Below are 26,605 nucleotides of genomic sequence, written 5' to 3' on the forward strand. Positions count from 1 at the left end.
TTTAGTGAGATGCATCTAATTCGAGAGGGGAAATTACAGTGACATCTTTGATGTGGTTTCAAGCTATTGGAATTCTAGTCGTCTTCCTAGTATTCGTAGGGCTAATGATGACAAGGAAGCTTCCGACGATTCTAGCTTTGCCGGCCATGGCGATTCTGTTCGCGGTGATTGCCGGGGTTCCATGGATATCGAATGATCCGGAAGCAACCTCAATCGCTAAGACCATTTTATCCGCTGGCTCGATGCGACTGTCAGGGGCAATCGCGGGTCTGGTGTTTGGTGCCTGGTTCGGGCAAATTCTCAATAAGGTGGGCATTACGAAATCGATTATCCGGAAAGCCGCAGAGCTTGCCGGGGATAAGCCAGTCATGATTGCCATTCTGTTCTTTGTTACTGCTTCTATTATTTTCTCGGCGGCGGGTGGCCTGGGCATGGTTATCCTGGTTGGTACCATTGTTATTCCAATTATGCTGACCGCCGGAATATCCCAGTTCGTCGCCTCCATCGTCGTTATTTCAGCCGTTGGAGTAGGCGCCTTGTTCAACGTATCGAACTGGGCCGTATATGTAGACGTGCTTGGTCTTTCTGTTCAGACGATTGCGGATTACACGCTCGTTGCCGCACTGCCATTAATTATCGTCTCCTTGGCCATGATTGTTTTCTATATCAAAAAAGACGGCAAGGGCCGCAAAGCATGGGCGATGCCGACCGCTGGCGGAGGGGAGGGCAAGAAGGTTCCCGCCTTTGCCCTGATTAGCCCGCTCGTTCCGGTTATCCTCGTCTTTGCGTTCAAGATTGATATCGTACCGGCTGTTATTATCGGAGCGCTTGTAACGATTCTGTTGACCTTGCCGAAACGGCCTATTCATGTGCTTTCCAGTGCCCTTGTAGAAGGTATTCAAGATGTGGCGGGAGCTATGGCCCTGATGATCGGTATCGGTATTTTGCTGAATTCGGTTATGGCTCCTCAGGTGGCATCGCTCATTTCGCCGCTGATTGAGAGCGTGCTTCCAAGCAGTCCGTTGATGTATATTATTTTCTTCACCCTGTTATCGCCTCTAGCGATTTATCGCGGGCCTCTGAATGTATGGGGACTCGGCAGCGGGATTGCCGCCCTGTTCGTCACTGCGGGAATGACCCCGGTAGCGGCTATGCTGGCTCTGCGTGTCGTAAGTAACGTTCAGGCGGTATCGGATCCGACGAACTCGCACAACGTTTGGGTTGCTGATTTTACGAAGAGTGATATTAACGAAATATTGAAAAAGACGCTGCCTTGGATGATGGTTGCTGTACTCATTTCCATGATTTTCGGGTCATTCATGGTCTTCTAATTGTAGAGATTAGCCCGGGCGGGGAGCCTTACAGCGCTCCGCCCGTCATTCCAGGAGGAGAATATGGAGAGAAGAAAGGTTAGAGTTGGGATCGATGTCGGGGGTACGTTTACCGATGCTGCTGTTATAGACAATGAGACGTTTGAAGTTATCGAGAAAATGAAAATTCCGACCACTCACCACGACGAGGACGGCGTGGCGAAGGGGATCGTTCAAATTTTGAATCAGATTTTGGAAAGCCGGGGCATTTTGCCGGAGGATGTGGCCTTCATCGCCCATGGAACGACCCAGGCGACGAATGCGCTGCTGGAGGGTGATGTAGCCAGGGTAGGCATTATCGGCATGGGCTCGGGACTGGACGGGATCAGCGCTCGCTCGGAGTCCAACCCGGGTGATATTGAGCTCGCCCCAGGAAAATTTTTAAAGACTTATCATACGTATCTAGATTCCAAGGACTTGAAGGAGGAGCAGATTGCTGCGGCGATCGATGAGCTCTCCAAGCAAGGGGCAGAGGTTATTGTCGCTTCCGAGGCATATAGCGTGGATGACCCGACGAATGAGCTTCGCGTCGTCGAAATCGCGAACAGGAAAGGGATTTATGCTACCGGAGGCCATGAAATATCCCAGCTGTACGGACTAAAGACTCGTACCAGAACCGCTGTCGTTAACGCCTCCCTCATTCCGAAAATGATGGAAACCGCCAACATGACCGAGAAATCCGTCAAGAATGCGAGCATCCAATCCCAGCTGATGATTATGCGCTGCGATGGTGGTGTGATGAGTATTGATGAGGTGCGGAAACGGCCGATTCTTACGATGCTTTCCGGCCTTGCGGCAGGCGTTGCCGGAGCCTTGATGTATGAGAAGATCTCGGACGGGATTTTCTTTGAGGTCGGCGGGACAAGCGTGGATATTTCCGTGATCAAAAACGGGAAGGTCATGATCAAGAATGCCCAGGTTGGCGGACATCGCACGTATTTGCAATCGCTGGATGTGCGTACCCTGGGAATCGCCGGGGGCAGCATGATCAAAGTGGTAGACGGCAAGATTACCGATGTTGGGCCGCGAAGCGCCCATATTGCCGGCAAAGAATATGAGTCGTTTGCGCCTAGTGATCAGATCGTGAATCCTAAAGTAAAATTCCTTAGTCCCAGGGAGGGAGATCCGCAGGAATATATCATTTGTGAATGCGAAAATGGGAAGGAATATTCTTATACCCTGGCAGGAGCGGCAAATATTCTCGGATACATTCCCGAGGGGGACTATGCCCGGGGAAATACGGAAGCGGCTATCAAGGCTTGGGAAGCGCTCGCCTCTCATGTCGGCTTAACGGTCGAGGAAGCGGCAAGACAGGTGATGAATATCGCGATCGACAAGACGATGAAGACGGTCAATGAAATGATCGAGGATTATGAATTGGATCGTTCCTTTACAACCCTGGTCGGCGGGGGCGGGAGCGGGACGGTTCTCATTCCGGCCATGGCGGAGCGGGAGAACATGAAATGTAAAATCGCAAGCAATGCTCCGTATATATCGACAATCGGTGTAGCTTTGGCCATGGTGAAGGAGCAGCTTGAGAGAACCATCGTCAATCCGACGGAGGATGATATTAAACGGATTCGTGCCGATATTGTAGAGCGGATCGTCAAGTCTGGAGCTAATGAAGATACCGTTGAGGTTACGATTGAAATTGATAGCCAGAAAAATATCCTGCGTGCAGTAGCAACGGGCTCGACGGAGCTCCGCTCCAAGGATTTAGGGCAGGATGCCATGGCTGAAGCGGACATGCGCGTCATTGCGGCCAAATCGGTAGACCAGCCGCTGGAATCCACGAAGCTGGCCGCCCAAACCGGAAGATGGAGCCTTTTCAGCAGCGAGAGCGTGAAGAAATCATTTTTCGGCTTGCTGAAGAAGAGATCGACCTATGCGAGCGTGCTGGATCGTGAGGGTGTCGTACGCTTCAAAAAAGGGAATGTCCATTTTACGAAAATCGCAAAATCCCAGTTTGGAGGGGAACTCAGTCATTTCCTAGACGATAATACGATCTATTCCGATGCCAATGCGACACTGCCTAAGGTATTTGTTTTCTATAAAGAGAAGATGCTGGATTTAACGGGGATGCAGACGAAGGAGCAACTGATGTCCATCTTGGAGATCGAGACCGAGATGCTGGCAGCGGGAGATGAACTCATCGTCGTTGCGTACCAATAGGAGGCTTATGCCCGCCGTGTACTAACCTGCCGCGTCCAATAGGAAGCTTATCGTAGAATCGCGTATCAAGTAGGAAGGAGATGGAGCCATGCTGCAGGAAGCGATAGACGCTCTTTCTGATGAGGTGCTGGCTTGCGCGGAGCTTGCGCAGGATCCTTTGTTTCATAAAATCCCTAAGGATAGAATTCCGTACTATGTCAGGGCTTCACTGGACAGGGGAAAGCAAATGGCCGGGAACTACGCTGGCGCTTCAATAAGAACGTTGTGTCAGCGTGAAGGGCTGAGGTATGAAATTTCGGGCAAGTCCGGCAAATTCCATCATGTATCCTTTCGGGCCCAGATAGACTTTGCAAAGAATCCCCCGGAAATCATCGTATATTCCTCTTCCTTATCAGAAATGCAGCAGGCTCTGGAGACCATCCTGGGGTATGAGGAGAGCCCGGATATGGATCGGCTCATCGATATCCATTTGGCGCATGAATTTTATCATTACCTCGAATACAAGGCGGGGCGTTTCACCAACGAATTGCTGGAGCCGATTGAGGTTCTGAAGCTGGGCTTCTATACGAAACGATCCAGTGTCGTAAAATGCAGCGAAATTGCGGCGCATGCTTTCTGCAAGGAATTGATCGGGCTTCCCTACCTGCCGAATTTGCTGGACTATGCATACCTGATTAAGACCCAGGCGATGCCGCTGGAACAATTTCAGCGAAGTATGGAAGAATGGCAGGGTTGGTTATAATTTACTTTCGGTACTCTTAATACCTTACTCGGTATGATATAATGAAGGATGCTAGCGGGGATACCGGATAGCATTATCCATCGTTAGATCAGGAGGAGGTAGCATGTCTTCACAAGTTCCGGCAGTCATTGCAAAGATCGTATCGCAAACGCAAAAGCTGACATTTGGAGAGAATCAGATTGCCAATTTTGTCATTCATAATCCGGAGTTCATTACTCGCAATACGATCACGGCTATTGCCAATGAGATCGGCGTGTCGGAGACGAGTATTAACCGTTTCTGTAAAAAGGTGGGCTTTAAAGGCTTCAATGATTTCAAAATAGCCTTTGCCCAGGATTCTTTTTACCGGGAAATGCAGGCGAAGAAGAAAGAGCGGCGTGAGATCAATCCGATTGACGCGCTCGCGCTTGATTATAATGAGCTGATCGTAAATACTTCGGCGCTTATTACGGAGGAGCAGCTCAATCGCGTGGTGGATATTCTGAAGAACGCACGCAGGATCTTTATGTTCGGGCTGTTCGACTCTTATTTGGCGGCTATTGCGCTAAAGAATCGCTTGTCTATTATCGGCATCATGTCCGAGGCGATCAGTGATAGCAGAGCGATGCGGATAGCAGCCTCCCAGTGCACTTCCGAAGATGTGGTCATTGCTTTCTCGCGCTCGGGGTCGACAAATGAGATCGTTGACGCGGTTTCGATGGCTCAGGTGAATCAGGTGAAGACGATCGCAATAACCTGCTATGATTCTTCACCGATTACGGAAAATGCAGATGTCGATATTATTGTCCCGGATAAAATATCCGTGAATAACAGTGCTTTAATGTCAAACCATATCACGTTCTTGTTCGTCGTGGATTTGATTATGAGTGTCTTCATTTCCTCCGACAAGTCCTACTTGAAGAAGAAGCTGGATAGTGAAGCGGTATTGGCTCAAGGCCAATTCATTACCAATTATTTTCTCTAGTCCAAAAAAGGGCGCTTTGTAGACGCAAGCGAGGTCTGCAAAGGGTCCTTTCTTGGCGTTCCCAGATAGACTTTGACCTGACTTTTACTTACAATGATGAAGGAGTGATTTTTATTAAATTCATCATTTGGGGCAGGAGGACAGCAAATGCTTAACAAGTTTAAAAAAATTGACTTCACGATCGTTTTTATTTTGCTAATCCTCATGGGTATCAGTATTGCGGTGTTGTACAGCGCCACCTCTGGTACGAAATATAGCGGGTATCACCTTCAAATGCTGAAGTATTACATTTTGGGTTTTATCGTATTTTTCCTCGTATCTCTGCTTGATTTCCGCCTTTTGATCAAAAATGCGATATATATTTATTTATTCGGATTAAGTCTGCTCGTCGTGGTCATGTTTATCGGCAACACGTATCATAATGCGACGGGCTGGATGACGCTGCCGGGGGGAGTCAGCTTTCAGCCCGCGGAGTTTTTTAAATTGATCCTCGTCATCTTTCTCGGATTCATGCTTGTGCGGAAGCGAAAAACAGGGCTGCTGTTCTGGCGGGACGTCGTGCCGATTTGCTTGCTGACCTTGATCCCGTTTATGGCCGTGATGGCTCAGAACGACTTGGGAAATGCGCTTAGTTATTTAGTGATTTTAGCGGGGATGCTCTGGATCGGGAATATCAAATATACGCATGCCCTGATCGCATTGGCTATTTTTGCAGGCTCGCTGATTGGTGGAATTAGTGCTTACAAAATATATTATGAGCAGGTATATGCCTTTTTCGAGAATATCGGGCGGGAGCACTGGATCGAACGGATCGACCCTTGGCTCATGCCTGAAATGGCCACGGATAAGGCGATCTATCATACGAGAAACGCCAAGCTGGCTATCGCTACGGGCGGGATGACCGGAGAAGGGTTCATGAAAGGCGGCAACGTCCAGGCTGAACTGGTGCCTTTGACGTATTCGGATTCGATCTTCGTCGTCATTGCCGAGGAATTCGGCTTTATTGGATGCTCGGTTTTGTTATTGCTGTATTTTGTGCTTATTCACAGGCTGATCCTGATTTCACTGGATTGCCGCGATCGATCCGGGCCGCTCTTGATCGTGGGTATTGTAGCGATGCTGCTGTATCAGATTTTTGAAAATATCGGGATGTTCATTGGCCTCATGCCGCTAACGGGGATTACCCTGCCGTTTATCAGTTATGGAGGAACGTCCCTGATTATCAATATGGCGAGCATCGGGGTGGCGATGAGCATTCTTATTCACGGCAAGGAGGCGGAGGAGGATCAGCCTTTAACCGCCACGCGGTATGCTTCTATTAGATCGCAATAGATGGTGAGGGGTCACCGGAATTGCTAGTCTAGGTTTACGTTTCTCTTAAACGGACATACTGATAGACATCAGTAGTTTTGTAGAGGGGGAACGAAAAATGAGGCAGCAGCTCCGCAATATTACACTTATTATTTGCAGTTTAATGATCTTATTGATGTCATGGGAAGGGCAGAAAAGCGATGCGGCCGCTCTAGGCGGCTCTATCCCGGAGGAATCGATCCGGCTGCGGATTTTAGCCAACTCGGATCGGCCGGGCGATCAGGTGATCAAGCGGCAGGTTCGCGATGCGATCGTCGAGCAGATGAACGGATGGGTTCAACATTTGGAGAACCCGGTGAGCCTGGCGGAAGCTCGGGAGATCATAGAGAGCAATCTTGCACTGGTGGAAGATACGGTAGAACGTACGCTTGAAAAAAGCGGCAAAAGCTACACGTACAAAGTAGAGCTGGGGGTCGTGCCCTTTCCGACGAAAATGTATGGCGGGGCCGTTTATCCGGCGGGTGATTATGAAGCGCTGCGCGTAACCTTGGGAAAAGGCGAGGGCAAAAATTGGTGGTGCGTGCTCTTTCCTCCGCTATGCTTCGTGGATGCCGGAAGCGGGGAAGCGCTGGCAAAGAGCAGGACTGATGTTCAGAATGCAGCCGGTAAGGCGGCTGGGGCTGAAAATGCCGCAGATAATATCGACGCTGCCGGGGCGGGCGCGAATGATGGGACGGTTCAGCTGCAAGTGCAAGCCCAGCAGGAGGAAACCAAGGTTCGCTTCTTTCTGTGGGATCTGCTGTCGGGTTTGTGGGATTGGATTGTAAGCTTGTTCTAAATCAATAGGAGACTCGTCGGGCTTGTCATGCCAGTTTTGTAACCGGTTAGGTTGGGTTATGGTGGCGGGGCAAGCTTTTTGCGTTATCCAGGTTGGGTTATAATAGAATTTACGACTATAGATGAAAGTTTGAGTGAGTGACTAATGAACGATTATGATGAGGCTAAAAAAGCGATAAAAGAAAACGAAACGGATGGGACGCTCGGCGAAGGAGCCAAGCGGGATAGACAGGCAGAACAGGATCGGCGAGATAATAGTTCGGATGAAGGCTCCCGCAATACAGTCTCTTCCAAGGTTTGGAATAACGGCGGGGAGCATAGGACTCGCTGGTGGGACATTAATGGCTCGGGCGGAGAAGAGGCCATCGCGGAAGCGGCGGCGGTGCTGGCGTCCGGAGGAACGGTCGCTTTTCCGACCGAGACGGTATATGGACTCGGTGCAGACGCCCGGAGCACGGCAGCGGTGGAGTCGATCTTTGCCGCCAAAGGGCGGCCCTCCGACAATCCGCTGATCGTGCATATTGCCGACATGAAGCAGCTGGACGGTCTCGTCACGGAGGTGAACGAGACGGCCCGGGCGCTCATGGAGGCCTATTGGCCGGGGCCGCTGACGCTTGTGCTGCCGGCGGCACCCGGTGCCGTCTCGCCTCGCGTGACGGCGGGGCTATCCACCGTGGCCGTGCGGATGCCGGCCCATGACGTGGCGCTGCGGCTGATTGCCGCAGCGGGGTGCCCGGTGGCGGCGCCCAGCGCCAACCGGTCGGGGCGGCCGAGCCCCACGCTGGCACAGCACGTGGGCGAGGATTTGGCCGGCGCGATCGACGGCATCGTCGACGGCGGGCCCACGGGGGTGGGCTTGGAGTCGACGGTGGTGGAAGCCGGCCCTGACGGCACGGTCATCGTGCTCCGCCCCGGCGGGATCACGGCCGAGCAGCTCGCCCGCATCGCGCCGCGCGGCGTGAACCTGGATCCCGCCCTGCAAGGGGCAGGCGGGGCCCAGGACATCCCGGCACCGAAGTCGCCGGGAATGAAGTACACGCACTATGCGCCGCGCGGTACGCTGCGCATCGTGCGCGGGGCCGCCGCCGAGGCTGTGGCGGCCCGCATCGCCGCCGAGCTCGAGGCGGCCTCGCAGCGCGGGGAAGTGACGGGGGTGCTCGCCTTTGACGAGCACCTCCCGCACTACCGCGCCGACTGCGTGCTCTCGCTCGGCAGCGTCAACGCGCTGGAGACGGCGGCGCATCGTCTCTATGGGGCGCTCCGCCGCTTCGATGAGCGCGGCGTCACTTACATGCTGGCCGAGTCCTGTCCCGAGGACGGACTCGGGGCCGCCGTCATGAACCGCCTGCTTAAAGCGGCGGGGCATGACGTAATAGATGTATAAGAGGTCATTCAAACTCAGTAAGCGAACATTCAAAAAAAGGCGGTGAGGCAGTATGATATCCATCGGACTTACCGGGTGGGGGGATCATGACGATTTATATCCGCCTGGAACGTCCTCCAAGCAGAAGCTCGGGATATATGCGCGGCATTTTCCTGTCGTGGAAGTGGACAGCTCGTTTTATGCGGTACTGGGCAGGGATACGTATTCGCGCTGGCTGGACATGACGCCGCCTTCATTTACTTTTATTCTCAAAGCTTATCAAGGCATGACCGGGCACGCCCGGGGCAAAATCCCCTTCGAAGGGCCGGGATTCATGTTCCAGGCTTACTTGGATTCAATCGCTCCGGTCGTGGAATCCGGGAGATTGCGAGCGATTATGTTCCAGTTCCCGCCTTGGTTCGATTGCAATCCCGACCATGTGCGCCAGCTCCGGGCCGTAAGAAAATGGATGGGACGGCTTCCGCTTGCGTTGGAATTTCGCCATCAGAGCTGGTTTGCCCAAGGTATGCGGGAGCGGACGCTCGAATTTATGCGGGAGGAAGGCTGGATTCATATCGTTTGCGATGAGCCTCAGGTAGGACAGGGCTCGGTTCCAACGGTGCTGGAGCCGACGGATGAGCGTCTGACTATCGTACGGCTGCACGGGAGGAATGCAGCGGGCTGGACTCAAAGCGGGGCGCCGAATTGGCGGGAAATCCGCTATTTATACCGCTATAATCGGGAGGAGTTGACGGAGTGGCGGGATAAGCTGCGCGAGCTGGAATCGAAGGGCGCGCGCGAGATCTGCATGATTTTTAACAACAACTCCGGCGGGGATGCTGCTGCAAACGCCCGGGAAATGATGGCGATCTTAGGCATGGAGCCTGCGGAGCTGCCGCCTTCCCAGCTTGATTTATTCGGCGAGGAATTGGAAGGATAGAGACTGTAAAAAGCGATTCCAGCCGCTAGTCATGAACTCCCCCTTGTCTGCATATGGTTGTACAAAACAACCTCGGACATGGGAGTGTGGCGTTATGGCGACAATATACGAGCGACTGGGTGAATTGGTAACGATTCTTTTGATGGCCGTCGCTTTAGGAATGGACGCCTTTTCCCTTGGCATCGGTATAGGCATGAGAGGTGTAAGGCGCGTGGAGATGCTCCGCATCGGCGTTTTGGTTGCGTTCTTTCACCTTTTAATGCCGCTGCTTGGCATCGTAGCCGGACAATACGCAGGAGAATTGCTTGGAAGCTTGGCCAAGTACGTATCCGGCGGCCTGCTCGTGCTTCTTGGAGGGCATATGATATGGAGTTCTCTACTCGGCAGCGATGAACAGGCAGTGAATTATCGTTCTTTTCTTGGGATACTGTTGTTCTCTTTGAGTGTAAGTGTAGATTCGTTTTCTGTAGGCGTATCCTTGGGTATGTTTCATAGCGACCTGCTGCTAACGGTCATCGCCTTTGGTTTGTTCGGCGGGATCATGTCCATTCTCGGATTGCAGCTTGGCCGGGGCGTAGGCGAACGCCTTGGCGAGTACGGGGAAGCGGCAGGCGGCGCCATATTGCTTGCGTTTGGACTAATTTTCATCTTCTGATACAATGACACACATACTATGATCGTATATTTGGTTTTAAGGCTGGAGGTGAATAGGCTTGCGTATATTGTTTGTCTGCACCGGAAATACCTGCCGCAGCCCGATGGCGGAAGGGATATTCCGCAAGCTGGCTCGGGAGCGGGAGATTAATATAGAGGTTTCTTCGGCGGGTGTCGCGGCTATGGAAGGAGTGCCGATTTCTCGCCATGCCGAGGGCGTGCTCAAGGATTTGGGGATCTATGATCCGATCACTTCTACCCCGCTTCATGCGGAGCTGATTGAATGGGCCGATCTCATCCTTACGTTGACTCAAGGACATAAACGCCAGGCGATCGCAGCATTTCCCGAAAAGGCGGATAAAATTTTCACTCTTAAGGAATATGTAGAGGAAGATGAGGCTATCCTGGCGGAGCAGGCTGAGCTCAGTCATTTGATCGCGGAGCTGGAGCTGAGCCGGGCGCTGGGCCAAAAATTGGACGAGTCCAAGGAGCTGCGGATTCGCGAACTGCTGCGGCGGATGCCTCAATACGATATTTCCGATCCGTTTGGAGGCAGCCGCGAGGATTATGAGGCTGCTGCCCGGGAAATTCGCGCGGCATTGGAGAAGCTCATCGTGAAGCTGGAGAGAGAGCGTTTTCGCTAAAATCTTAGAAAAATGCGGGTTGCAATTGTAACGCGCATGTTTTATTCTTAAGTGGAATGGAAATGAATCCGATGTAACTGGCGACGATAGTGGATCAAACCACAATGGAGCATCGGAATATACGGCCGGTCGCCTGGGCAAAGAGCACGACGCGTATGCTGCGTCATGCTCTTTTCGTCATTTCAGAGAATTCATTGCTGCGCAGCCCTGATCTCGGCTTTATTCGGTTCATCCTTTTCGCCTGGACTAAACCAGTTTGTCACCACTGTCGCTCGGTTATATTAGGTATAATAAAGGCAGGCTTGTCTTTGAAGGGTGGTTACGATAATGGATAGAGGACAACAGGCTCAATCGCTTCGTGCGGAGGCGGCCGAGGTCTTGGAAGAGCTGGCATCTGCAGCTTCCCTGGGCTCGGGGCATCTGGTCGTGATTGGCGCGAGCACGAGCGAGGTAGCGGGTCAGCGAATCGGTACGGCTGGCGCAGAGAATATTGCGGCAGAGCTGTATGCCGGATTGGCCGACGTGCAGAGCAGGTTTGGCTTTGATTTGGCGTTTCAGTGCTGCGAGCATCTGAATCGGGCGCTCGTTATGGAGGGTTCCGTGCTTGAACGGCTGGGCTTAACCGAGGTTGCAGCGGTGCCTGTACCCAAGGCGGGAGGCTCAATGGCTGCAGGGGCATATCGTCAAATGAAGCAGCCGTGTCTGGCGGAAAGCGTTCAGGCGCATGCCGGTATCGATATCGGCGAAACGTTGATCGGTATGCATTTGCGACAGGTAGCTGTACCCTATCGTCCAGCACGCAGAACTGTGGGGCAGGCGAGGGTGACCGCGGCTTGGACGCGTCCGAAGCTGATTGGCGGAGAGCGGGCAGTCTATAAGCTGCCGGAGGTGCAAGACTCGCATCTTTGCGATTAATTGGGAATGTCTTCACATTTTATAATTTAAGATATAGGGAGGATTTTGGACAATGGATCATTTGAAAAAACAAGACCCTGCAGTATTGGAAGCTATGAATCTGGAGCTTAAGCGTCAACAGAACAACATCGAGCTGATTGCTTCCGAGAATATTGTAAGTGAAGCGGTTATCGAAGCTATGGGTTCCGTACTAACGAACAAATATGCGGAAGGATACCCGGGCAAACGCTATTACGGCGGCTGTGAGCACGTGGATATCGTAGAGGATATCGCTCGCGACCGTGCTAAGGAATTGTTCGGAGCAGAGTATGCCAACGTTCAGCCGCATTCCGGAGCTCAAGCCAACATGGCGGTATATTTGGCTGCGCTAAATCCCGGCGACACCGTGCTGGGCATGAATCTTGCGCATGGCGGACACTTAACGCACGGAAGCCCGGTAAATGCTTCCGGTCTGCTCTATAACTTTGTCGCTTACGGCGTGCAAGAAGACACATTCCTCATCGATTATGATGAAGTCCGCAAAGCGGCCTTCAAGCATCGCCCTCGCCTTATTGTAGCGGGAGCCAGTGCCTATCCGCGGATTATCGATTTTGAAAAATTGGCTTCCATCGCCAATGATGTTGGCGCGCTCTTTATGGTAGATATGGCTCATATCGCGGGTCTGGTTGCTGCTGGCCTGCATCCGAATCCTGTTCCTCATGCGCATTTCGTCACGACAACGACGCATAAGACGCTTCGCGGTCCTCGCGGCGGTATGATCTTGTGCCGCAAGCCTTGGGCTGCCGCGATTGATAAGGCGGTATTCCCGGGTACGCAAGGCGGGCCGCTCATGCATGTCATCGCTTCAAAAGCGGTTGCTTTGGGTGAAGCATTGCAGCCTTCTTTCAAAACCTATGCGGAGAATGTTGTAAAGAATGCCAAGGCCTTGGCTGAAGCGCTTGTTGCTGAGGGACTCAACCTCGTATCCGGCGGTACGGACAACCATCTGATGCTGATCGATACGCGCAACCTGAGCATCACTGGTAAAGATGCTGAGCATGTGCTTGATTCCATTGGCATCACCGTAAACAAAAACGCGATTCCGTTCGATCCAACTAGCCCGTTCGTCACAAGCGGCATTCGGATCGGTACTCCTGCGGCTACTTCCCGCGGCATGGATGAAGCGGCGATGAAATCAATCGGACAAATTATTGCCTTGGTTCTTAAAAATGCCAAGGACGACTCTGTCCTTGAGCAAGCCCGTAAACAGGTTAGAGCCTTGACAGATCAATTCCCGCTTTACCCGGAATTAAGCTACGAGTAATATAAACGAAGCATTTGAATTGAGGCTTTAATGAAGGAGCTCTCCGAGGCCGTATGGTTGAGGGACGCTCCTTTTTTCTATACAATTCATCCTAATGCAAAGTCTGGTGTTTTAATTAATGTTTGCATGGGGCTAAAGGAAGTCAGGTTGATAGAGTTCGTAGCAATCGGAAAAAGACAGTGATATAATAAACAGGATTTGTGCATCATTTGATGTAAAGGATCATCACCTAAAGAGAAGACTCAGCTATAAACCGGAGGGACAAATAATGGGAAAACTGGTGGTATGCGATCACCCTTTGATTCAACACAAACTGACTTTTATTCGAGACATGCAAACGAACACGAAGGACTTCCGCGAATTGGTGGATGAAGTAGCTACGCTGATGGCCTATGAGATCACAAGGGAAGTTCCGTTAGAATCGATCAAAGTGCAGACTCCGGTCTGCGAGGCTGAGGCGAAGGTCATTTCGGGCCGGATGCTGGGGTTGATTCCGATTTTGCGCGCAGGTCTAGGTATGCTGGACGGCGTGCTGAAATTGCTTCCTGCGGCTAAGGTAGGCCATGTAGGGCTGTTTCGCGATCCGCAGACACTCCAGCCTGTAGAATATTATGTCAAGCTGCCTACGGACGTTCAGGAGCGCGAGCTTATCGTGATCGATCCGATGCTGGCTACGGGCGGTTCGGCCATCGCGGCGATCGATGTGCTTAAGAAGCGCGGCTGTACGCAAATTAAAATGATGAACTTGATTGCGGCGCCTGAAGGGGTACAAGCTGTACAGGAGGCCCATCCAGATGTAGACATTTATGTTGCCGCTCTGGATGAACGCCTGGACGAGCATGGCTATATCGTTCCTGGCCTGGGAGATGCCGGTGACCGATTGTACGGAACGAAATAATATATCGTAAAAGACGATATTAATTAAGGAAAGGAATTATCATGTCAAAAATTAAAGTGATGACGATTTTTGGTGTCAGGCCTGAAGCGATTAAGATGGCTCCGCTTATTCTTGAGCTGCAGAAGCATAAGGAGCATATTGAGTCGGTAGTCTGCGTCACGGCCCAGCATCGCCAGATGCTGGATCAGGTGCTTGAGGTGTTCAAGATCGTTCCGGACTATGATCTGGATGTCATGAAGCCGAATCAGACCCTGAATGAGATTACGATTCGGGTGCTGGGCGGACTGGAGAGCGTCCTGCGTGAAGCAAAGCCCGATATCGTGCTTGTCCATGGCGATACACTTACGACGTTTCTGGCCAGCTACGCGGCATTTCTGCAAGGGATTAAAATCGGACATGTCGAGGCGGGCTTGCGTACCTGGAATAAATGGTCTCCATATCCGGAGGAGATGAACCGGCAATTAACCGGCGTTTTGGCCGACTTGCACTTTGCCCCGACCGAGTGGTCGGCGAACAATTTGCGCAAGGAGAATAAGCCGGAGTCAAGTATATATATCACAGGCAACACGATTACTGATGTGTTTCAATATACAGTACAGCCTAATTATTGTAATTCGGTGCTGGACTTTGCCGCTGGAAAGCGGCTTATTCTTATGACGGCTCACCGCAGGGAATCGCAAGGGGAGCCGCACATGAATATTTTCCGTGCAGTGAAGCGTATTGCTGACGAGTTCGAGGATGTGGCCATCGTATATCCGGTTCACCCGAGTCCTCCGGTTAGAGAGCCGGCGTATGAAACGTTAGGAGGGCATCCTCGTATTAAACTTATTGACCCCCTTGATGTGGTGGATTTCCATAACATTTATCCGCATACCCATCTGATCGTAACGGATTCAGGCGGTATGCAGGAGGAGGCTCCATCATTTGGCGTGCCGGTTCTCGTTCTGCGGGATACGACGGAGCGTCCCGAGGGGATTGAAGCAGGAACGCTTGAGCTGGTCGGCACGGAAGAGGAGATGGTTTATGGACGGATCAAGGCGCTGTTGACGGAAAGTTCACTGTATGAGTCTATGAGTCGCGCGGCAAATCCTTACGGGGACGGAAAGGCATCTGAAAGAATTGTCAATGCGATATATCACCATTTTGGTGTAAACGATGATCGGCCGGAGAATTTTCACAGAAAGTTCACAAATTCGATTGATCAATAATTGTGTTTCTGAACAAGATAGCATACAGTTATACTGTACGGTTTGAACGCTTTCGTTGACAAAAAGTAGACACATTCAGTAAAATAAGTTGGGATTGTTCGGTATGAGAATTCCTGATAATAATGGCAATCTCTGGATTGCTGCCGCTTACATTAGCGGGGCGGGTTTTTTGCTGGCTATGTATATTGTTGTCGGCTTTTTGAGTGCAAGATGGCTGACGGAGCGTTTTGACGGCCCGAATTACTGGATTGCTATTGGGGCTATTACCGGCCTTGTGCTGGGAATCGTCAACATATTTGTACTAATCAAAAAGTTTTTGGGGGCGCAGAATGGATGATTTAGGTTCCATTGTCACAGCCGTATTTCGGATTACGTTTCTGCTCCTGTCCGCATTGTTGTTCGGATGGGCTGTTCTCCCGGAGTACAGGCCGGTTCTCGCCGGATTTATTTTGGGACTGGCAGTTGGATTAATCTACGTCCGTTACTTATCCCTTAAAGTACGGCAGTTGGTTCAACTCGTCGTCAGTCAGGAGCAACGCAGATTTAATTTTGGTTTTGTTACTAGAATTTGTCTAGTTTTTCTTGCAGTCATGGTTGCGGTCAAGTTTGAACAAGTGTCATTGATGACCGTCCTTCTTGGATTATTCATTCCGCAGCTGCTGACGATCCCGGTGAGCATATTCATCGGAATACGCAACAAAGCTTAAACATCTTATACGGGGAAAGGGGTGAATACATATAAATGCATGACGCACCGATTATTATGCTTGGAGGATTTCACCTGGATATATCCGCCGTTATGATGCTTATGGTAAGCATGCTCATCGTATTCGTCATATGTCGACTAGCTGTAGCGAATTTGTCGGTCGAGAATCCATCCAAGATGCAGAACTTCATGGAATGGGTCGTTGAGTTCGTTCAAGGGATTGTTGGAAGCACCATGAGTTTGAAGAAGGGCAAGCCTTATATATCTTTGGGATTGACCTTGTTATTATTCATCTTCGTATCCAATCTATTAGGGTTGCCTCTGGGAGTGATCACTGAGGCGCATGGCCCGGAGAAGGTTTTTGGGAAAGTCATTGAAGCTACGGCTACTTTGCAAGCCGGGGAACATGCCCACATTCTATGGTGGAAATCTCCGACCGCTGATATTGCCGTGACGGCTGGACTTGCGCTGGTCGTATTTATTCTAATGAACTTCCTGGGAATCAAGAATAATAGGAAGCATTATTTCAAGCATTACCTTGAGCCGTTTCCAATTTTCTTGCCGTTGAACATCATCGAGAACTTGTCCAAGCCGATCGCATTGGCTATCCGTCTATTTGCGAACATCTTCGCGGGTGAAGTTCTGATCGCTGTAATCATCAAGATGGGTTACCTCGGTATTCCGTTTATGGGCATTTGGCAGGGCTTTAGTATATTCGTTGGGGCACTGCAGGCTTACATCTTCACCATTTTGACGATGGTGTATATTTCGCAGTATACGATCCACGATGAAGAACATTAGTAAACTCTAGGGAAGAAGCCGGTTGGCTTCAACCTGTCAGAGATCTATTATAACCAATAATAATAGGAACATATTAAAGGAGGAAATTTAAGATGGGATTGACGTATTTGGCAGCAGCTATTGCAGTAGGTATGGGTGCACTTGGTGCAGGTATCGGTAACGGGATGATCGTAAAAAGTACGGTTGAATCTATCGCTCGTCAGCCGGAAGCGGCGAATAAGCTTCAAACAACCATGTTCATCGGTGTTGGTATCGTTGAGGTTGTTCCGTTGGCAGCAACAGTTATCGCTTTCTTGATCATGTTCTCTTAATAATAGTTTCGGTTTGGCGGGGAGGGCCTATGCCATCCACGCCTTCGTTTTAAGAACAAGAAATAGCACAAGAAACTATTATTAACGGAAAGGAGTGACATCCGTGGAGGTCCTTTGGGAGAACATTGTCATTACCATGGTGGCGTTTGGGATTCTTTATTGGCTGCTCAACAAGTTTGCATTTGGCAAGCTGTTTGAAGTAATGGAGAAACGTCGCGAGCTGGTACTGGGGCAATTAGAAGAAGCTAAGCAAACTAGAGAGCAAGCGAGCGCGTATGTCGAAGAGCAGAAAGAGGCTCTTAGCCAGGCACGTCAGGAAGCTTACGAAATTATTGAGCAATCGAAGCAAAGCAGCAGCAAGCAAGCTCGGGATTTGCTGGAGCAAGCGAAGCAGGACGCTACGCGCCTGAAGAACGAAGCTGTCCGCGATATCGAGAACGAGAGAAACAAAGCTGTCGAATCTCTGCGCGGCGAGATTGGTGCTTTCTCCGTCAACATTGCCTCCAAGCTGATCGAGCGTGAGGTCGAGAACAATCCGGAAGAACAAGAAAAGCTTGTGAACCAATATCTTAAAGAGGTAGGTAGCAAATCATGAGCCGTGAAGCTGTTGTAGCGGGCAGATACGCCAAAGCCCTGTATGAAATTGCTGCGCAGGAAGGGCGTACACTGGAAGTTGAACAGGAAATCAGAGCTCTCGTACATGCTTTTTATGAAGATAAGGATATACAGAAATTCATTTCTACTCCGAATATTTCAGAAGCGGCTAAATGGGAGGCGCTCGAGGCTGCGCTTGAAGGCAAGCTCTCCAAGCCTGTTGTCTCATTGGTGAAACTGCTTGTGGAGCGGGGAAGAACAGGAATTTTACCGGAATTGCTGAACCGCTATATCAAAATTACAGGCGACGCATTTGGACTTGCTACAGCCATCGTCTATACGACTTATCCTTTGAATGAAGAGGAAAAGTCGGCAATCGCGGACGAATTTGGCGCGATGGTGAACAAGAAGATTCGTGTTCTGAACGAGATTGATAAGGATCTGCTCGGCGGAATGAAAGTCAGAATCGGCGATACGCTGTATGATGGAAGTTTGGCCGGGAAGCTTGAACGGCTTGAAAAGTCTTTTCGAAGACAAGCACTGTAGATAGGGGTGAAAAACTTGAGTATCAGACCTGAAGAAATCAGTACGCTGATTAAAAGTCAGATCGAACAATATAAATCGGAAATTGAAGTGGCCGAAGTCGGCACCGTTATTCAAGTTGGTGACGGTATCGCACGCGTCCACGGGCTTGAGAACGCCATGGCAAACGAACTACTCGAGTTTGAGAACGGCGTTTTTGGTCTTGCGCTGAACCTGGAGGAAAGCAACGTTGGGGTTGTTATTCTGGGGCCATACAGCGATATTCGCGAAGGTAACCAAGTTAAACGCACCGGGCAAATTATGCAGGTTCCCGTTGGGGATGCCTTGCTTGGCCGTGTCGTAAATCCGCTTGGACAGCCGGTTGACGGCAAGGGTCCTATCGAAACTACAGAGTTCCGTCCTGTAGAGAATAACGCACCAGGCGTTATCGAACGGAAATCGGTTCATGAGCCGATGCAAACCGGGATTAAAGCGATCGACTCCATGGTTCCAATCGGTCGTGGTCAGCGCGAGCTGATCATCGGTGACCGCCAAACTGGTAAAACCGCTATTGCCATTGACACCATTATCAACCAAAAGGGCAACGGCGTGAAATGCGTATACGTCGCTATTGGCCAGAAGCAATCTACGGTAGTTAACGTAGTTGAGACGCTTCGCCGCCATGGAGCTCTTGATTATACAATCGTAGTTACGGCATCCGCTTCAGAGCCATCACCGCTTCTGTATATCGCACCATATGCGGGTGTAGCGATGGCCGAGTACTTTATGTATAAAGGCGAACACGTGCTTATTATTTATGATGACTTGTCCAAGCAAGCAGCTGCTTATCGTGAGCTGTCTCTCTTGCTTCGCCGTCCGCCGGGCCGTGAGGCATTCCCGGGTGACGTCTTCTATCTGCATTCCCGTCTATTGGAGCGTGCAGCGAAGCTGAGCGATGAGATGGGCGGCGGGTCAATTACCGCACTGCCATTCATTGAGACGCAAGCTTCTGACGTATCGGCATATATTCCGACGAACGTCATTTCGATTACAGATGGACAGATTTTCCTGGAGTCCGATTTGTTCTACTCGGGTCAGCGTCCGGCGATTAACGTCGGTATCTCGGTATCCCGTGTAGGGGGATCCGCGCAAATCAAAGCGATGAAGAAGGTAGCCGGTACGCTTCGTCTTGATTTGGCTCAATACCGTGAGCTGCAGGCGTTCTCTCAATTCGGTTCCGACCTCGATAAGTCGACGCAAGCTCGTCTGACTCGCGGTTCCCGTATGATGGAAATCCTGAAACAGGGTGTAAACCAACCGCTTTCTGTTGAGAAGCAGGTTATCAGCTTGTATACAGCAGTTAAAGGATATCTCGACGATATTCCACTTGGCGATGTGCGCCGTTTTGAGGCTGAATTGCTCTCCTTCGTGGACAGCCAGCATGAAGAAGTGCTGCAATCGATCCGCGATACGAAAGATTTGACAGCTGACAACGAGGCAAAACTGAAGGAAGTTATCGAGAAATTCAAAAGAGGTTTTGCTGCTTCGCATTAATAAGGTTCATGAATCGGTTTAGGCCCTAAGGCTCTATGCCGGTCATGATGATGCATAAGAAAACTCGTTTTGGCTCTGCCAAGGCTTGAATGCATGAAGGCTACGGTTTTGGTGTGTTGTGCCAGAACCAGAGAATGCTTTTAATGCAGCTTTGGCTTCGAGCCAGACCTTGAGAATATGTATACGGTGGAGTTCGGGCGTAGCCTGAACTAATGCTTACGATGCCGGTTTTGGCTTTGCCAAAACGAAGTGCATGTTTCGAAGTAACTTTGGCCTTCAGCCAAAGCAAGGTAATGCTTACGATGCGAGTTTTGGCCTAGCCAAAACTTTAAGGTGGTGAAATCATGGCAAAAGGGATTCGCGAAATAAAACGCCAGATCAAGAGTATTCAGAACACCCGTCAGATCACGAAGGCGATGGAAATGGTCGCTTCAGCCAAGCTTAGAAGAGCGCAGGAGAAAGCACAATCTTCTCGCCCATATGTTGAGAAGCTGAAAGAAGTCGTGACTAGCATCGCTGCCGGCTCTGATGGAATTACCCATCCGATGCTCGTTACTCGTCCCGTGAAGCGGACGGCCTATATTGTTATCACGGCCGATGGCGGGCTCGTTGGCGGATACAACACGAACATCCTCCGTAAGGTGATGGATGTCATTAACGAGAAGCATGCATCTAAATCGGAATATGGCTTGTTCGTCGTTGGACGTAAAGGCCGGGATTATTTCAATCGCCGGGAGCTTCCCGTGGTGAAGGATGTCGTCGAATTATCTGATTCTCCAAAGTTCGCCGATATTAAATCTTTGGCTTATGCGGCTGTACAAAGCTTTGAAGAAGAGCAATTTGATGAGGTTTATATTTGCTACAATAAATTTATTAATGCGATGACCCAGCTGCCGACAGTAGATCGTCTGCTTCCATTCGACAGTGTCGAAACGAGCGGTCCAGCAGCGGAATACGAGTATGAACCTTCTCCTGAAGCCGTGCTCGAAGTCCTGCTTCCCAAATATGCTGAAACCCTCATTTTTGGAGCCCTTCTTGAAGGGAAGGCGAGTGAGCTTGGCGCTAAGATGACAGCAATGGGCAGCGCTACGAAAAATGCATCGAAAATGATCGGTGAACTGACCCTGACGTATAACCGCGCTCGTCAAGCGGCAATTACCCAGGAAATTACGGAAATTGTGGCAGGTGCAAACGCCCAAAGCTAGCATTTTCGTTTTGATGATAGTTTGCGGATATGCAGGAACGACAAGTGCTGTGTAGCTATTAGTGCGTGAGCGTGAGGGGATCTATCTTGGAAGGTAATTTTCACCAAACGTACTATATGCTTAGGACTCTTGTTCCGTTAGCCGAAACTAGGAAGCATAGCTGGCTGAACGATGCTTATGCTTCAAAGTAGTTCAACCAATGAAGCATAGCCCTGCAAAACCTAGCTTGTGCTTTCGAAGTGGTTTTGCTGCGTAGTTAATCGAAGAAGCGTAGCTCCGCAAAACTTAGCTTGTGCTTTCGAAGTAGTTTTGCTATGTGGTCAATCGGAAGAAGCATAGCTCCGCAAAACTTTAAGGAGGGAAACAACAATAATGAACAAAGGACGCGTTGTTAGCGTAATGGGTCCGGTTGTTGACGTTGAATTTGGACGCGGCCAACTCCCGGAAATCTTCAACGCTATTAAAATTGTGAAACAGGACGCGCAGGAAGAAGGAAACGACCTGATCCTGGAAGCATCCAATCACTTAGGCGACAACCTTGTCCGCTGTATCGCCATGTCCTCGACAGATGGTCTTGTACGCGGTCTGGAAGCGGTAGATTTGGGCGCTCCAATCTCTGTTCCAGTAGGTGAAGCGACTCTGAGCCGCGTATTTAACGTGCTTGGAGAAACAATCGATAATAAAGGCCCGGTTACTACGGCCGAAAGAAATCCGATCCACCGTGATCCTCCTTCATTTGAAGAACTGTCGACGCAATCCGAGATTCTCGAGACAGGCATTAAAGTTATCGACTTGCTTGCTCCTTATGCCAAGGGCGGTAAGATCGGCCTGTTCGGCGGCGCTGGCGTAGGTAAGACGGTAACGATTCAGGAGCTTATCAATAACATCGCTCAAGAGCATGGCGGTATTTCCGTATTTGCTGGTGTAGGTGAGCGGACTCGTGAAGGTAATGACCTGTATCATGAAATGACGGATTCCGGCGTTATCAATAAAACAGCCATGGTATTCGGTCAAATGAACGAACCGCCAGGCGCACGTCTTCGCGTAGCCTTAACGGGTTTGACGATGGCGGAGTATTTCCGTGACCAAGAGGGACGCGACGTTCTTCTCTTTATCGACAACATTTTCCGCTTTACTCAAGCAGGTTCCGAAGTATCGGCCCTTCTTGGACGCATGCCTTCCGCGGTGGGTTACCAACCGACGTTGGCAACGGAGATGGGGCAGCTTCAAGAACGGATCACATCCACGAAAAAGGGTTCCGTTACTTCCATTCAGGCCATTTATGTCCCTGCGGATGACTATACGGATCCGGCACCAGCGACGACATTTGCTCACTTGGATGCAACGACAAACCTGGAGCGTAAAATTTCCGAGAAGGGGATTTTCCCTGCGGTTGACCCGCTTGCCTCCAGCTCCCGGATTTTGACACCTGAAATCGTTGGCGAGGAGCACTATAACGTAGCGCAAGGCGTTAAACAACTCTTGGCTCGTTATAAAGAATTGCAGGATATTATCGCAATCCTCGGTATGGATGAGTTGTCTGAAGATGACAAGCTGATCGTATCCCGTGCCCGGAAGATCGAACGCTTCCTGTCGCAGCCATTTCACGTTGCCGAGCAGTTTACCGGCCTTACGGGTAAATACGTACCCATTGCAGAAACTGTTCGCAGCTTCAAGGAGATCCTGGAAGGTAAGCACGATTCGCTTCCAGAAGCAGCCTTCCTCTTCGTTGGTACGATTGAAGAAGCTGTAGAAAAAGCAAAAACGTTGTAATATGCACCGTTAATTCGGATGCTTCAGAAATGAACTGTCCCACGAACAGGAGGGATGACTAGTGAGCACCTTTTTATTGGAAATTGTTACGCCGGAACATGTGGTGTTCTCCGAACAGGTGGATAGCCTGACCGTCCGCGGAGTCGAGGGCGAGCTTGGTATTTTACCGCATCATATTCCGCTTGTAACACCGCTTCAGGTTGCTCCAATTGTGGCCAGATCCGGTGGAAATTCGACCACAATTGCGGTGCATGGCGGCTTTGTTGAAGTTCAGAAGGACAAAGTTATCGTTCTTGCAGAGAGTGCCGAGCTTCCGGAGGAAATCGATGTTGATCGTGCGGTAGCTGCACGCGAGCGGGCGGAGCGTAGATTGTCTGTAGGTAAAAATCAGGATCGAGTTGATCATCGTCGTGCCGAATTGGCCCTGCAAAGGGCAATTACGCGGATTAATGTTTCCGGGAATACGAAGATCAAGAAGCATCATTAATAGTACGGATAAAGCAAAACCGAACACGGAGGTGTTCGGTTTTTGTTTTTGTGGAGCACGGAAACATATTGCTTGTGTCTCATCAGGATGAGCTTCATCAGCGTAGATGGATTTTTTAGGTAAAAAAATCCCGTGAAAATGACTTCCAAAACGTAGTAACTGGCTGCTATGTTTTCATTAAAAACAGGTATAAATTAAGCAGCACTTGTAAAATGTACTAATTAATAGGGGAAATAAGCTATTTCCTAAGCCCCTTTTATAACCGACTAAAGTTTCAAACTGTTTTGGGACATTTGCCTATTCGTGAATGATTTTAATCAAAAGCGGTCTGCGATATGACGAACTTTAAGCAGCAGCTCTGAATCGATCGGCTGAAGCAGATTGTTATCCAGCCTTGCTCCTGAGCCCATATGAAGCTCTTTTACCAAGGTTCTGCCCAGGAACTCTTCCAAGCCATCATGATGAAGACCTCCTCCGGGCATGATGGAAATACCATATGGTTGACTTAGTCGCACCAATTCGGATATAGTATCCACGGCTGAGTTTTCCAGTGCTGATGGACGACCGCCTGAGGTCAGAATATGCGTGATTTGGGGATGGCGGCTTAAAGTATCCAGTGCCTCCGCAAAGTGGGCCACTTCATCAAATGCCTTATGAAACGTTACGGGAAGGCCATCCGCTGCATCAAGCAAACGCACCAGGGAATTCTCATCTACTTTGTTGTTCCGGGTTAAGGCTCCCAAAACAAAACCCGAGATACCTAGGTGGCGAAAGGCGGCAATATCTTGTAACATAGTAGCTATGTCCTCTTCATCGTAGTAAAAATGACGACTATGGGGACGAATCATTACCCTGATATCGATCTGAGTTCGTTCCTGGATTTGCTGCACGAGACCGAAGCTGGGTGTTAATCCACCTTCTTGGGGGGCAGTAATGACCTCCAAGCGATCCGCCCCGGAACGGGCAGCCAATATCGCGTCACCCAGGGTATAGGCTATAATTTCGACTTTCATTTAAACGCTCCTTCCTGCATTTTCGTTAACTACATTATAGCGTATTTGCAGAAAGTGGCTTGGCTAAACCATGATTTTTAAATTTATTCAATTGGAAGCCCTCACAATAGAAAGAAATGCTGGATTATTGTCACTCGGGCAAGTATGATATATAAGGTCTATAAATTTTTTACATTATGCTTGCCGATATATTTTTATAGTGTATTAACCCTTTTAGGGACGGTTGCATAAGTATAGAACGAGGCGGGGGGAGCGGATATGAATCCCATGGATTCAGTGCCGGCTACGGTTGGCATGAATGGCTTGACGGCCATTTTAGTATCGCTGGCTTGTATTGTCCTGTCCTGGTGGGCGCTGCAAAATCTCAAGCTGGATTTAATCATCCGGCATCCGAAGGGGCCGCAAGGCAAACTGCTTCAATTGCTTCTGGCCGTAGTGCTGGGACGATTTGTCGCTGCCTTCATATTGGAGTACTTGGGATATACGCAGATGCTTCGCTATATGTTTTAATTCCTAAGCCTTTGGTTATAAGTGTGTTAGACTATTAGAGGTTATTAAGGGACTTGACCTCGGCCGAAAAATGATTTTAATTGCGTGTGATTACGCAGAGTGAAGTTTGTCGAATAACATCAAAACATTGTGTCAACAATGGTGAATAAGGAATAAGCCAAGGGGATCTAATGATTGCTTGCAAATAAGACGAAATTCTTCATGATTCGCGCTATTTCAACACGTTTAGAGCCTTGTGCGCCTCAAGCTACCGATGATATGATGAAATTTAGGGAATGAGCGGGGATGCCTTTATTTTGCATCGAAAATAAGGGTGAAAATGAACGCGCGGAGGGAAACAAGATGAGCAAATTTATCGTCCGCGGTGGCAATATTTTGTCCGGGAACGTTAAAGTTAGCGGAGCTAAAAATTCAGTGCTGCCGATCATCGCAGCATCGTTATTAGGGGAGGAAGGCGTAAGCGTAATTCGTGATGCCCCGCCGCTAGATGATGTGATGACCATTAATAAAGTATTGGAATCGCTAGGAGCGACCGTTACATATGATCGTGAGGTAATTACGGTCAATGCCCAGAAGATCGCCAATTGTGAGGCCCCGTACGAATGGGTACGGAAAATGCGGGCATCTTTTCTTGTCATGGGTCCTTTATTGACCCGCACGGGATACACGCGAATTTCTCTTCCAGGAGGCTGCGCGATTGGCACGAGACCGATTGATCAGCATTTGAAAGGCTTCGAAGCGATGGGCGCCGAGATTAACTTGGGACAGGGCTTCATTGAAGCTAAGTCCAATGGCCGCCTTCGTGGAGCGAAAATATATTTGGACGTAGCCAGCGTTGGCGCAACGGAGAATATTATGATGGCGGCTACTCTAGCGGAAGGCACGACGGTCATTGAGAATGCGGCCAAGGAGCCTGAAATTGTTGATCTCGCTAACTATTTGAACGGGATGGGAGCTGTTGTCCGCGGTGCCGGTACAGGCGTCATCCGTATTGAGGGTGTTGAGAAGCTGCGCGGTGTTGATCATACCGTGATTCCTGATCGTATTGAAGCAGGCACGTTTATGATTGCTGCTGCAACGACAGGCGGAAATGTGTTTGTAGAAGGGGCAATTGCCGATCATCTTGGCCCCGTCATTGCTAAGCTTGAGGAAATGGGCGTACAGGTGGAAGTACAGGAGAATGGCGTACGGGTTATTGCCGATAGGCCGCTTAAAGCCGTAGACGTCAAAACGCTGCCGTATCCCGGGTTCCCGACGGATATGCAATCCCAAATGATGGCTCTGCTGCTCGTGTCCGAAGGTACCAGCGTTGTAACAGAGACCGTGTTTGAGAATCGTTTCATGCATGTGGAGCAGTTCGCTTTGATGAATGCGGAAATCAAGGTAGAGGGGCGCAGCTCTATCATTACGGGTGGAGCTAAGCTTAGCGGTGCAAAAGTGTGTGCAACGGACTTGCGTGCCGGGGCCGCATTGATTATTGCCGGACTCGTGGCCGATGGTACGACTGAAGTGAGCGGAACGCATCACATCGACCGCGGTTATGTTAATTTGGCTGAGAAGCTTTCTGGGCTTGGAGCTGATATTTGGCGGGTAACTGTGGACGAGAAAGAATCCGCTGCCCAAACTGAACGGATTTCTGTAAATATGCAGGATGAGCTCCCGGTACTTAAAGTGCAGCCGACTTGGGCATAATTGCGAATAATTTTATAATCTAAATGCAATTCGGAGACCGTGTGTAGAGCATGGTCTTTTTTTAATATGCGGCATTGACTGACGATTGGTGGAGGCGGCTGGTTAACCAACATGGG

General features: G+C 50.0%; 27 protein-coding genes and 1 riboswitch. Of the genes, 26 read left to right on the forward strand and 1 reads right to left on the reverse strand.

The annotated features are described in order from the left end of the window. Positions 1-38 precede the first annotated feature (38 nt). The 24 genes from ACE3MQ_RS11840 to ACE3MQ_RS11955 all read left to right on the forward strand — a co-directional run bounded on the left by ACE3MQ_RS11840 (position 39) and on the right by ACE3MQ_RS11955 (position 23,274). On the forward strand, positions 39-1,331 hold the full coding sequence (locus tag ACE3MQ_RS11840; RefSeq protein WP_379392814.1) for a transporter permease: 1,293 nt from the start codon (positions 39-41) through the stop codon (positions 1,329-1,331). A gap of 63 nt (positions 1,332-1,394) precedes the next feature. Continuing rightward, complete coding sequence (locus tag ACE3MQ_RS11845; RefSeq protein ID WP_379392815.1) at positions 1,395-3,542, forward strand: hydantoinase/oxoprolinase family protein; 2,148 nt, start codon at positions 1,395-1,397, stop codon at positions 3,540-3,542. An 88-nt stretch (positions 3,543-3,630) separates the two neighbouring features. Beyond that, positions 3,631-4,284 (forward strand): hypothetical protein, encoded by a 654-nt coding sequence (locus tag ACE3MQ_RS11850; RefSeq protein ID WP_379392816.1) that lies wholly within the window; start codon positions 3,631-3,633, stop codon positions 4,282-4,284. A gap of 103 nt (positions 4,285-4,387) precedes the next feature. Continuing rightward, positions 4,388-5,248, forward strand: a complete 861-nt coding sequence (locus tag ACE3MQ_RS11855) for a MurR/RpiR family transcriptional regulator (RefSeq protein WP_379392817.1) — start codon at positions 4,388-4,390, stop codon at positions 5,246-5,248. Between the two features lie 147 nt (positions 5,249-5,395). Then, positions 5,396-6,580 (forward strand): FtsW/RodA/SpoVE family cell cycle protein, encoded by a 1,185-nt coding sequence (locus ACE3MQ_RS11860; RefSeq protein ID WP_379392818.1) that lies wholly within the window; start codon positions 5,396-5,398, stop codon positions 6,578-6,580. A 97-nt stretch (positions 6,581-6,677) separates the two neighbouring features. After that, complete coding sequence (gene spoIIR / locus ACE3MQ_RS11865) at positions 6,678-7,397, forward strand: stage II sporulation protein R (RefSeq protein ID WP_379392819.1); 720 nt, start codon at positions 6,678-6,680, stop codon at positions 7,395-7,397. A gap of 144 nt (positions 7,398-7,541) precedes the next feature. Continuing rightward, entirely contained in the window at positions 7,542-8,780 is a 1,239-nt protein-coding gene (locus ACE3MQ_RS11870) for an L-threonylcarbamoyladenylate synthase (protein WP_379392820.1), read from the forward strand. Between the two features lie 52 nt (positions 8,781-8,832). Further along, positions 8,833-9,699, forward strand: a complete 867-nt coding sequence (locus ACE3MQ_RS11875) for a DUF72 domain-containing protein (protein ID WP_379392821.1) — start codon at positions 8,833-8,835, stop codon at positions 9,697-9,699. Positions 9,700-9,793: 94 nt separating this feature from the next. Next, complete coding sequence (locus ACE3MQ_RS11880; protein ID WP_379392822.1) at positions 9,794-10,354, forward strand: manganese efflux pump MntP; 561 nt, start codon at positions 9,794-9,796, stop codon at positions 10,352-10,354. A 58-nt stretch (positions 10,355-10,412) separates the two neighbouring features. After that, positions 10,413-10,997: a low molecular weight protein arginine phosphatase gene (locus ACE3MQ_RS11885; RefSeq protein WP_379392823.1), complete on the forward strand. Its 585-nt coding sequence runs from the start codon at positions 10,413-10,415 to the stop codon at positions 10,995-10,997. Between the two features lie 63 nt (positions 10,998-11,060). Next, positions 11,061-11,143, forward strand: a riboswitch (ZMP/ZTP riboswitch). 181 nt (positions 11,144-11,324) lie between these two features. Beyond that, positions 11,325-11,912: a TIGR01440 family protein gene (locus ACE3MQ_RS11890; protein WP_379392824.1), complete on the forward strand. Its 588-nt coding sequence runs from the start codon at positions 11,325-11,327 to the stop codon at positions 11,910-11,912. 52 nt (positions 11,913-11,964) lie between these two features. Continuing rightward, complete coding sequence (glyA, locus tag ACE3MQ_RS11895) at positions 11,965-13,215, forward strand: serine hydroxymethyltransferase (RefSeq protein ID WP_379392825.1); 1,251 nt, start codon at positions 11,965-11,967, stop codon at positions 13,213-13,215. 268 nt (positions 13,216-13,483) lie between these two features. Then, positions 13,484-14,113 (forward strand): uracil phosphoribosyltransferase, encoded by a 630-nt coding sequence (gene upp / locus ACE3MQ_RS11900; RefSeq protein WP_110930996.1) that lies wholly within the window; start codon positions 13,484-13,486, stop codon positions 14,111-14,113. 41 nt (positions 14,114-14,154) lie between these two features. After that, positions 14,155-15,321 (forward strand): non-hydrolyzing UDP-N-acetylglucosamine 2-epimerase, encoded by a 1,167-nt coding sequence (gene wecB, locus ACE3MQ_RS11905; RefSeq protein ID WP_379392826.1) that lies wholly within the window; start codon positions 14,155-14,157, stop codon positions 15,319-15,321. A gap of 103 nt (positions 15,322-15,424) precedes the next feature. Then, complete coding sequence (locus ACE3MQ_RS11910; protein WP_379392827.1) at positions 15,425-15,658, forward strand: AtpZ/AtpI family protein; 234 nt, start codon at positions 15,425-15,427, stop codon at positions 15,656-15,658. Then, the gene (locus ACE3MQ_RS11915) at positions 15,651-16,028 is read left to right on the forward strand and encodes an ATP synthase subunit I (protein WP_379392828.1); all 378 of its coding nucleotides are present in this window, start codon (positions 15,651-15,653) and stop codon (positions 16,026-16,028) included. The genes ACE3MQ_RS11910 and ACE3MQ_RS11915 overlap by 8 nt, the downstream gene beginning before the upstream one ends. A gap of 35 nt (positions 16,029-16,063) precedes the next feature. Beyond that, entirely contained in the window at positions 16,064-16,828 is a 765-nt protein-coding gene (gene atpB, locus ACE3MQ_RS11920) for a F0F1 ATP synthase subunit A (RefSeq protein WP_379392829.1), read from the forward strand. Positions 16,829-16,926: 98 nt separating this feature from the next. Continuing rightward, positions 16,927-17,139, forward strand: a complete 213-nt coding sequence (gene atpE, locus ACE3MQ_RS11925; protein ID WP_379393095.1) for a F0F1 ATP synthase subunit C — start codon at positions 16,927-16,929, stop codon at positions 17,137-17,139. Between the two features lie 103 nt (positions 17,140-17,242). Beyond that, entirely contained in the window at positions 17,243-17,734 is a 492-nt protein-coding gene (gene atpF, locus ACE3MQ_RS11930) for a F0F1 ATP synthase subunit B (RefSeq protein ID WP_379392830.1), read from the forward strand. Beyond that, on the forward strand, positions 17,731-18,279 hold the full coding sequence (locus ACE3MQ_RS11935) for a F0F1 ATP synthase subunit delta (RefSeq protein WP_379392831.1): 549 nt from the start codon (positions 17,731-17,733) through the stop codon (positions 18,277-18,279). The genes atpF and ACE3MQ_RS11935 overlap by 4 nt, the downstream gene beginning before the upstream one ends. 15 nt (positions 18,280-18,294) lie before the next feature. Further along, on the forward strand, positions 18,295-19,809 hold the full coding sequence (gene atpA, locus ACE3MQ_RS11940) for a F0F1 ATP synthase subunit alpha (protein ID WP_379392832.1): 1,515 nt from the start codon (positions 18,295-18,297) through the stop codon (positions 19,807-19,809). A gap of 344 nt (positions 19,810-20,153) precedes the next feature. After that, positions 20,154-21,014, forward strand: a complete 861-nt coding sequence (gene atpG / locus ACE3MQ_RS11945) for an ATP synthase F1 subunit gamma (RefSeq protein ID WP_379392833.1) — start codon at positions 20,154-20,156, stop codon at positions 21,012-21,014. A gap of 372 nt (positions 21,015-21,386) precedes the next feature. Next, positions 21,387-22,787 carry a F0F1 ATP synthase subunit beta gene (gene atpD, locus ACE3MQ_RS11950; RefSeq protein WP_379392834.1) on the forward strand — a complete coding sequence of 467 codons (1,401 nt, stop codon included), beginning with the start codon at positions 21,387-21,389 and terminating at the stop codon, positions 22,785-22,787. A 61-nt stretch (positions 22,788-22,848) separates the two neighbouring features. Then, on the forward strand, positions 22,849-23,274 hold the full coding sequence (locus ACE3MQ_RS11955; protein ID WP_379392835.1) for a F0F1 ATP synthase subunit epsilon: 426 nt from the start codon (positions 22,849-22,851) through the stop codon (positions 23,272-23,274). Positions 23,275-23,591: 317 nt separating this feature from the next. Here the strand turns inward: ACE3MQ_RS11955 and ACE3MQ_RS11960 are convergent, their stop codons facing one another. Next, complete coding sequence (locus ACE3MQ_RS11960; RefSeq protein WP_379392836.1) at positions 23,592-24,287, reverse strand: copper homeostasis protein CutC; 696 nt, start codon at positions 24,285-24,287, stop codon at positions 23,592-23,594. A 258-nt stretch (positions 24,288-24,545) separates the two neighbouring features. On the opposite strand from ACE3MQ_RS11960, the gene ACE3MQ_RS11965 reads away from it, so the two are divergent. Both ACE3MQ_RS11965 and murA read left to right on the forward strand, forming a co-directional pair. Continuing rightward, a complete protein-coding gene (locus tag ACE3MQ_RS11965; protein WP_379392837.1) occupies positions 24,546-24,797 on the forward strand; it encodes a DUF1146 family protein in 252 nt (83 codons plus the stop codon). Between the two features lie 342 nt (positions 24,798-25,139). Next, a complete protein-coding gene (gene murA, locus ACE3MQ_RS11970; protein ID WP_379392838.1) occupies positions 25,140-26,489 on the forward strand; it encodes a UDP-N-acetylglucosamine 1-carboxyvinyltransferase in 1,350 nt (449 codons plus the stop codon). Positions 26,490-26,605: the final 116 nt, after the last annotated feature.

The sequence above is a fragment of the Paenibacillus lentus genome (assembly GCF_042714055.1).
GTDB lineage: Bacteria > Bacillota > Bacilli > Paenibacillales > Paenibacillaceae > Fontibacillus > Fontibacillus lentus_A.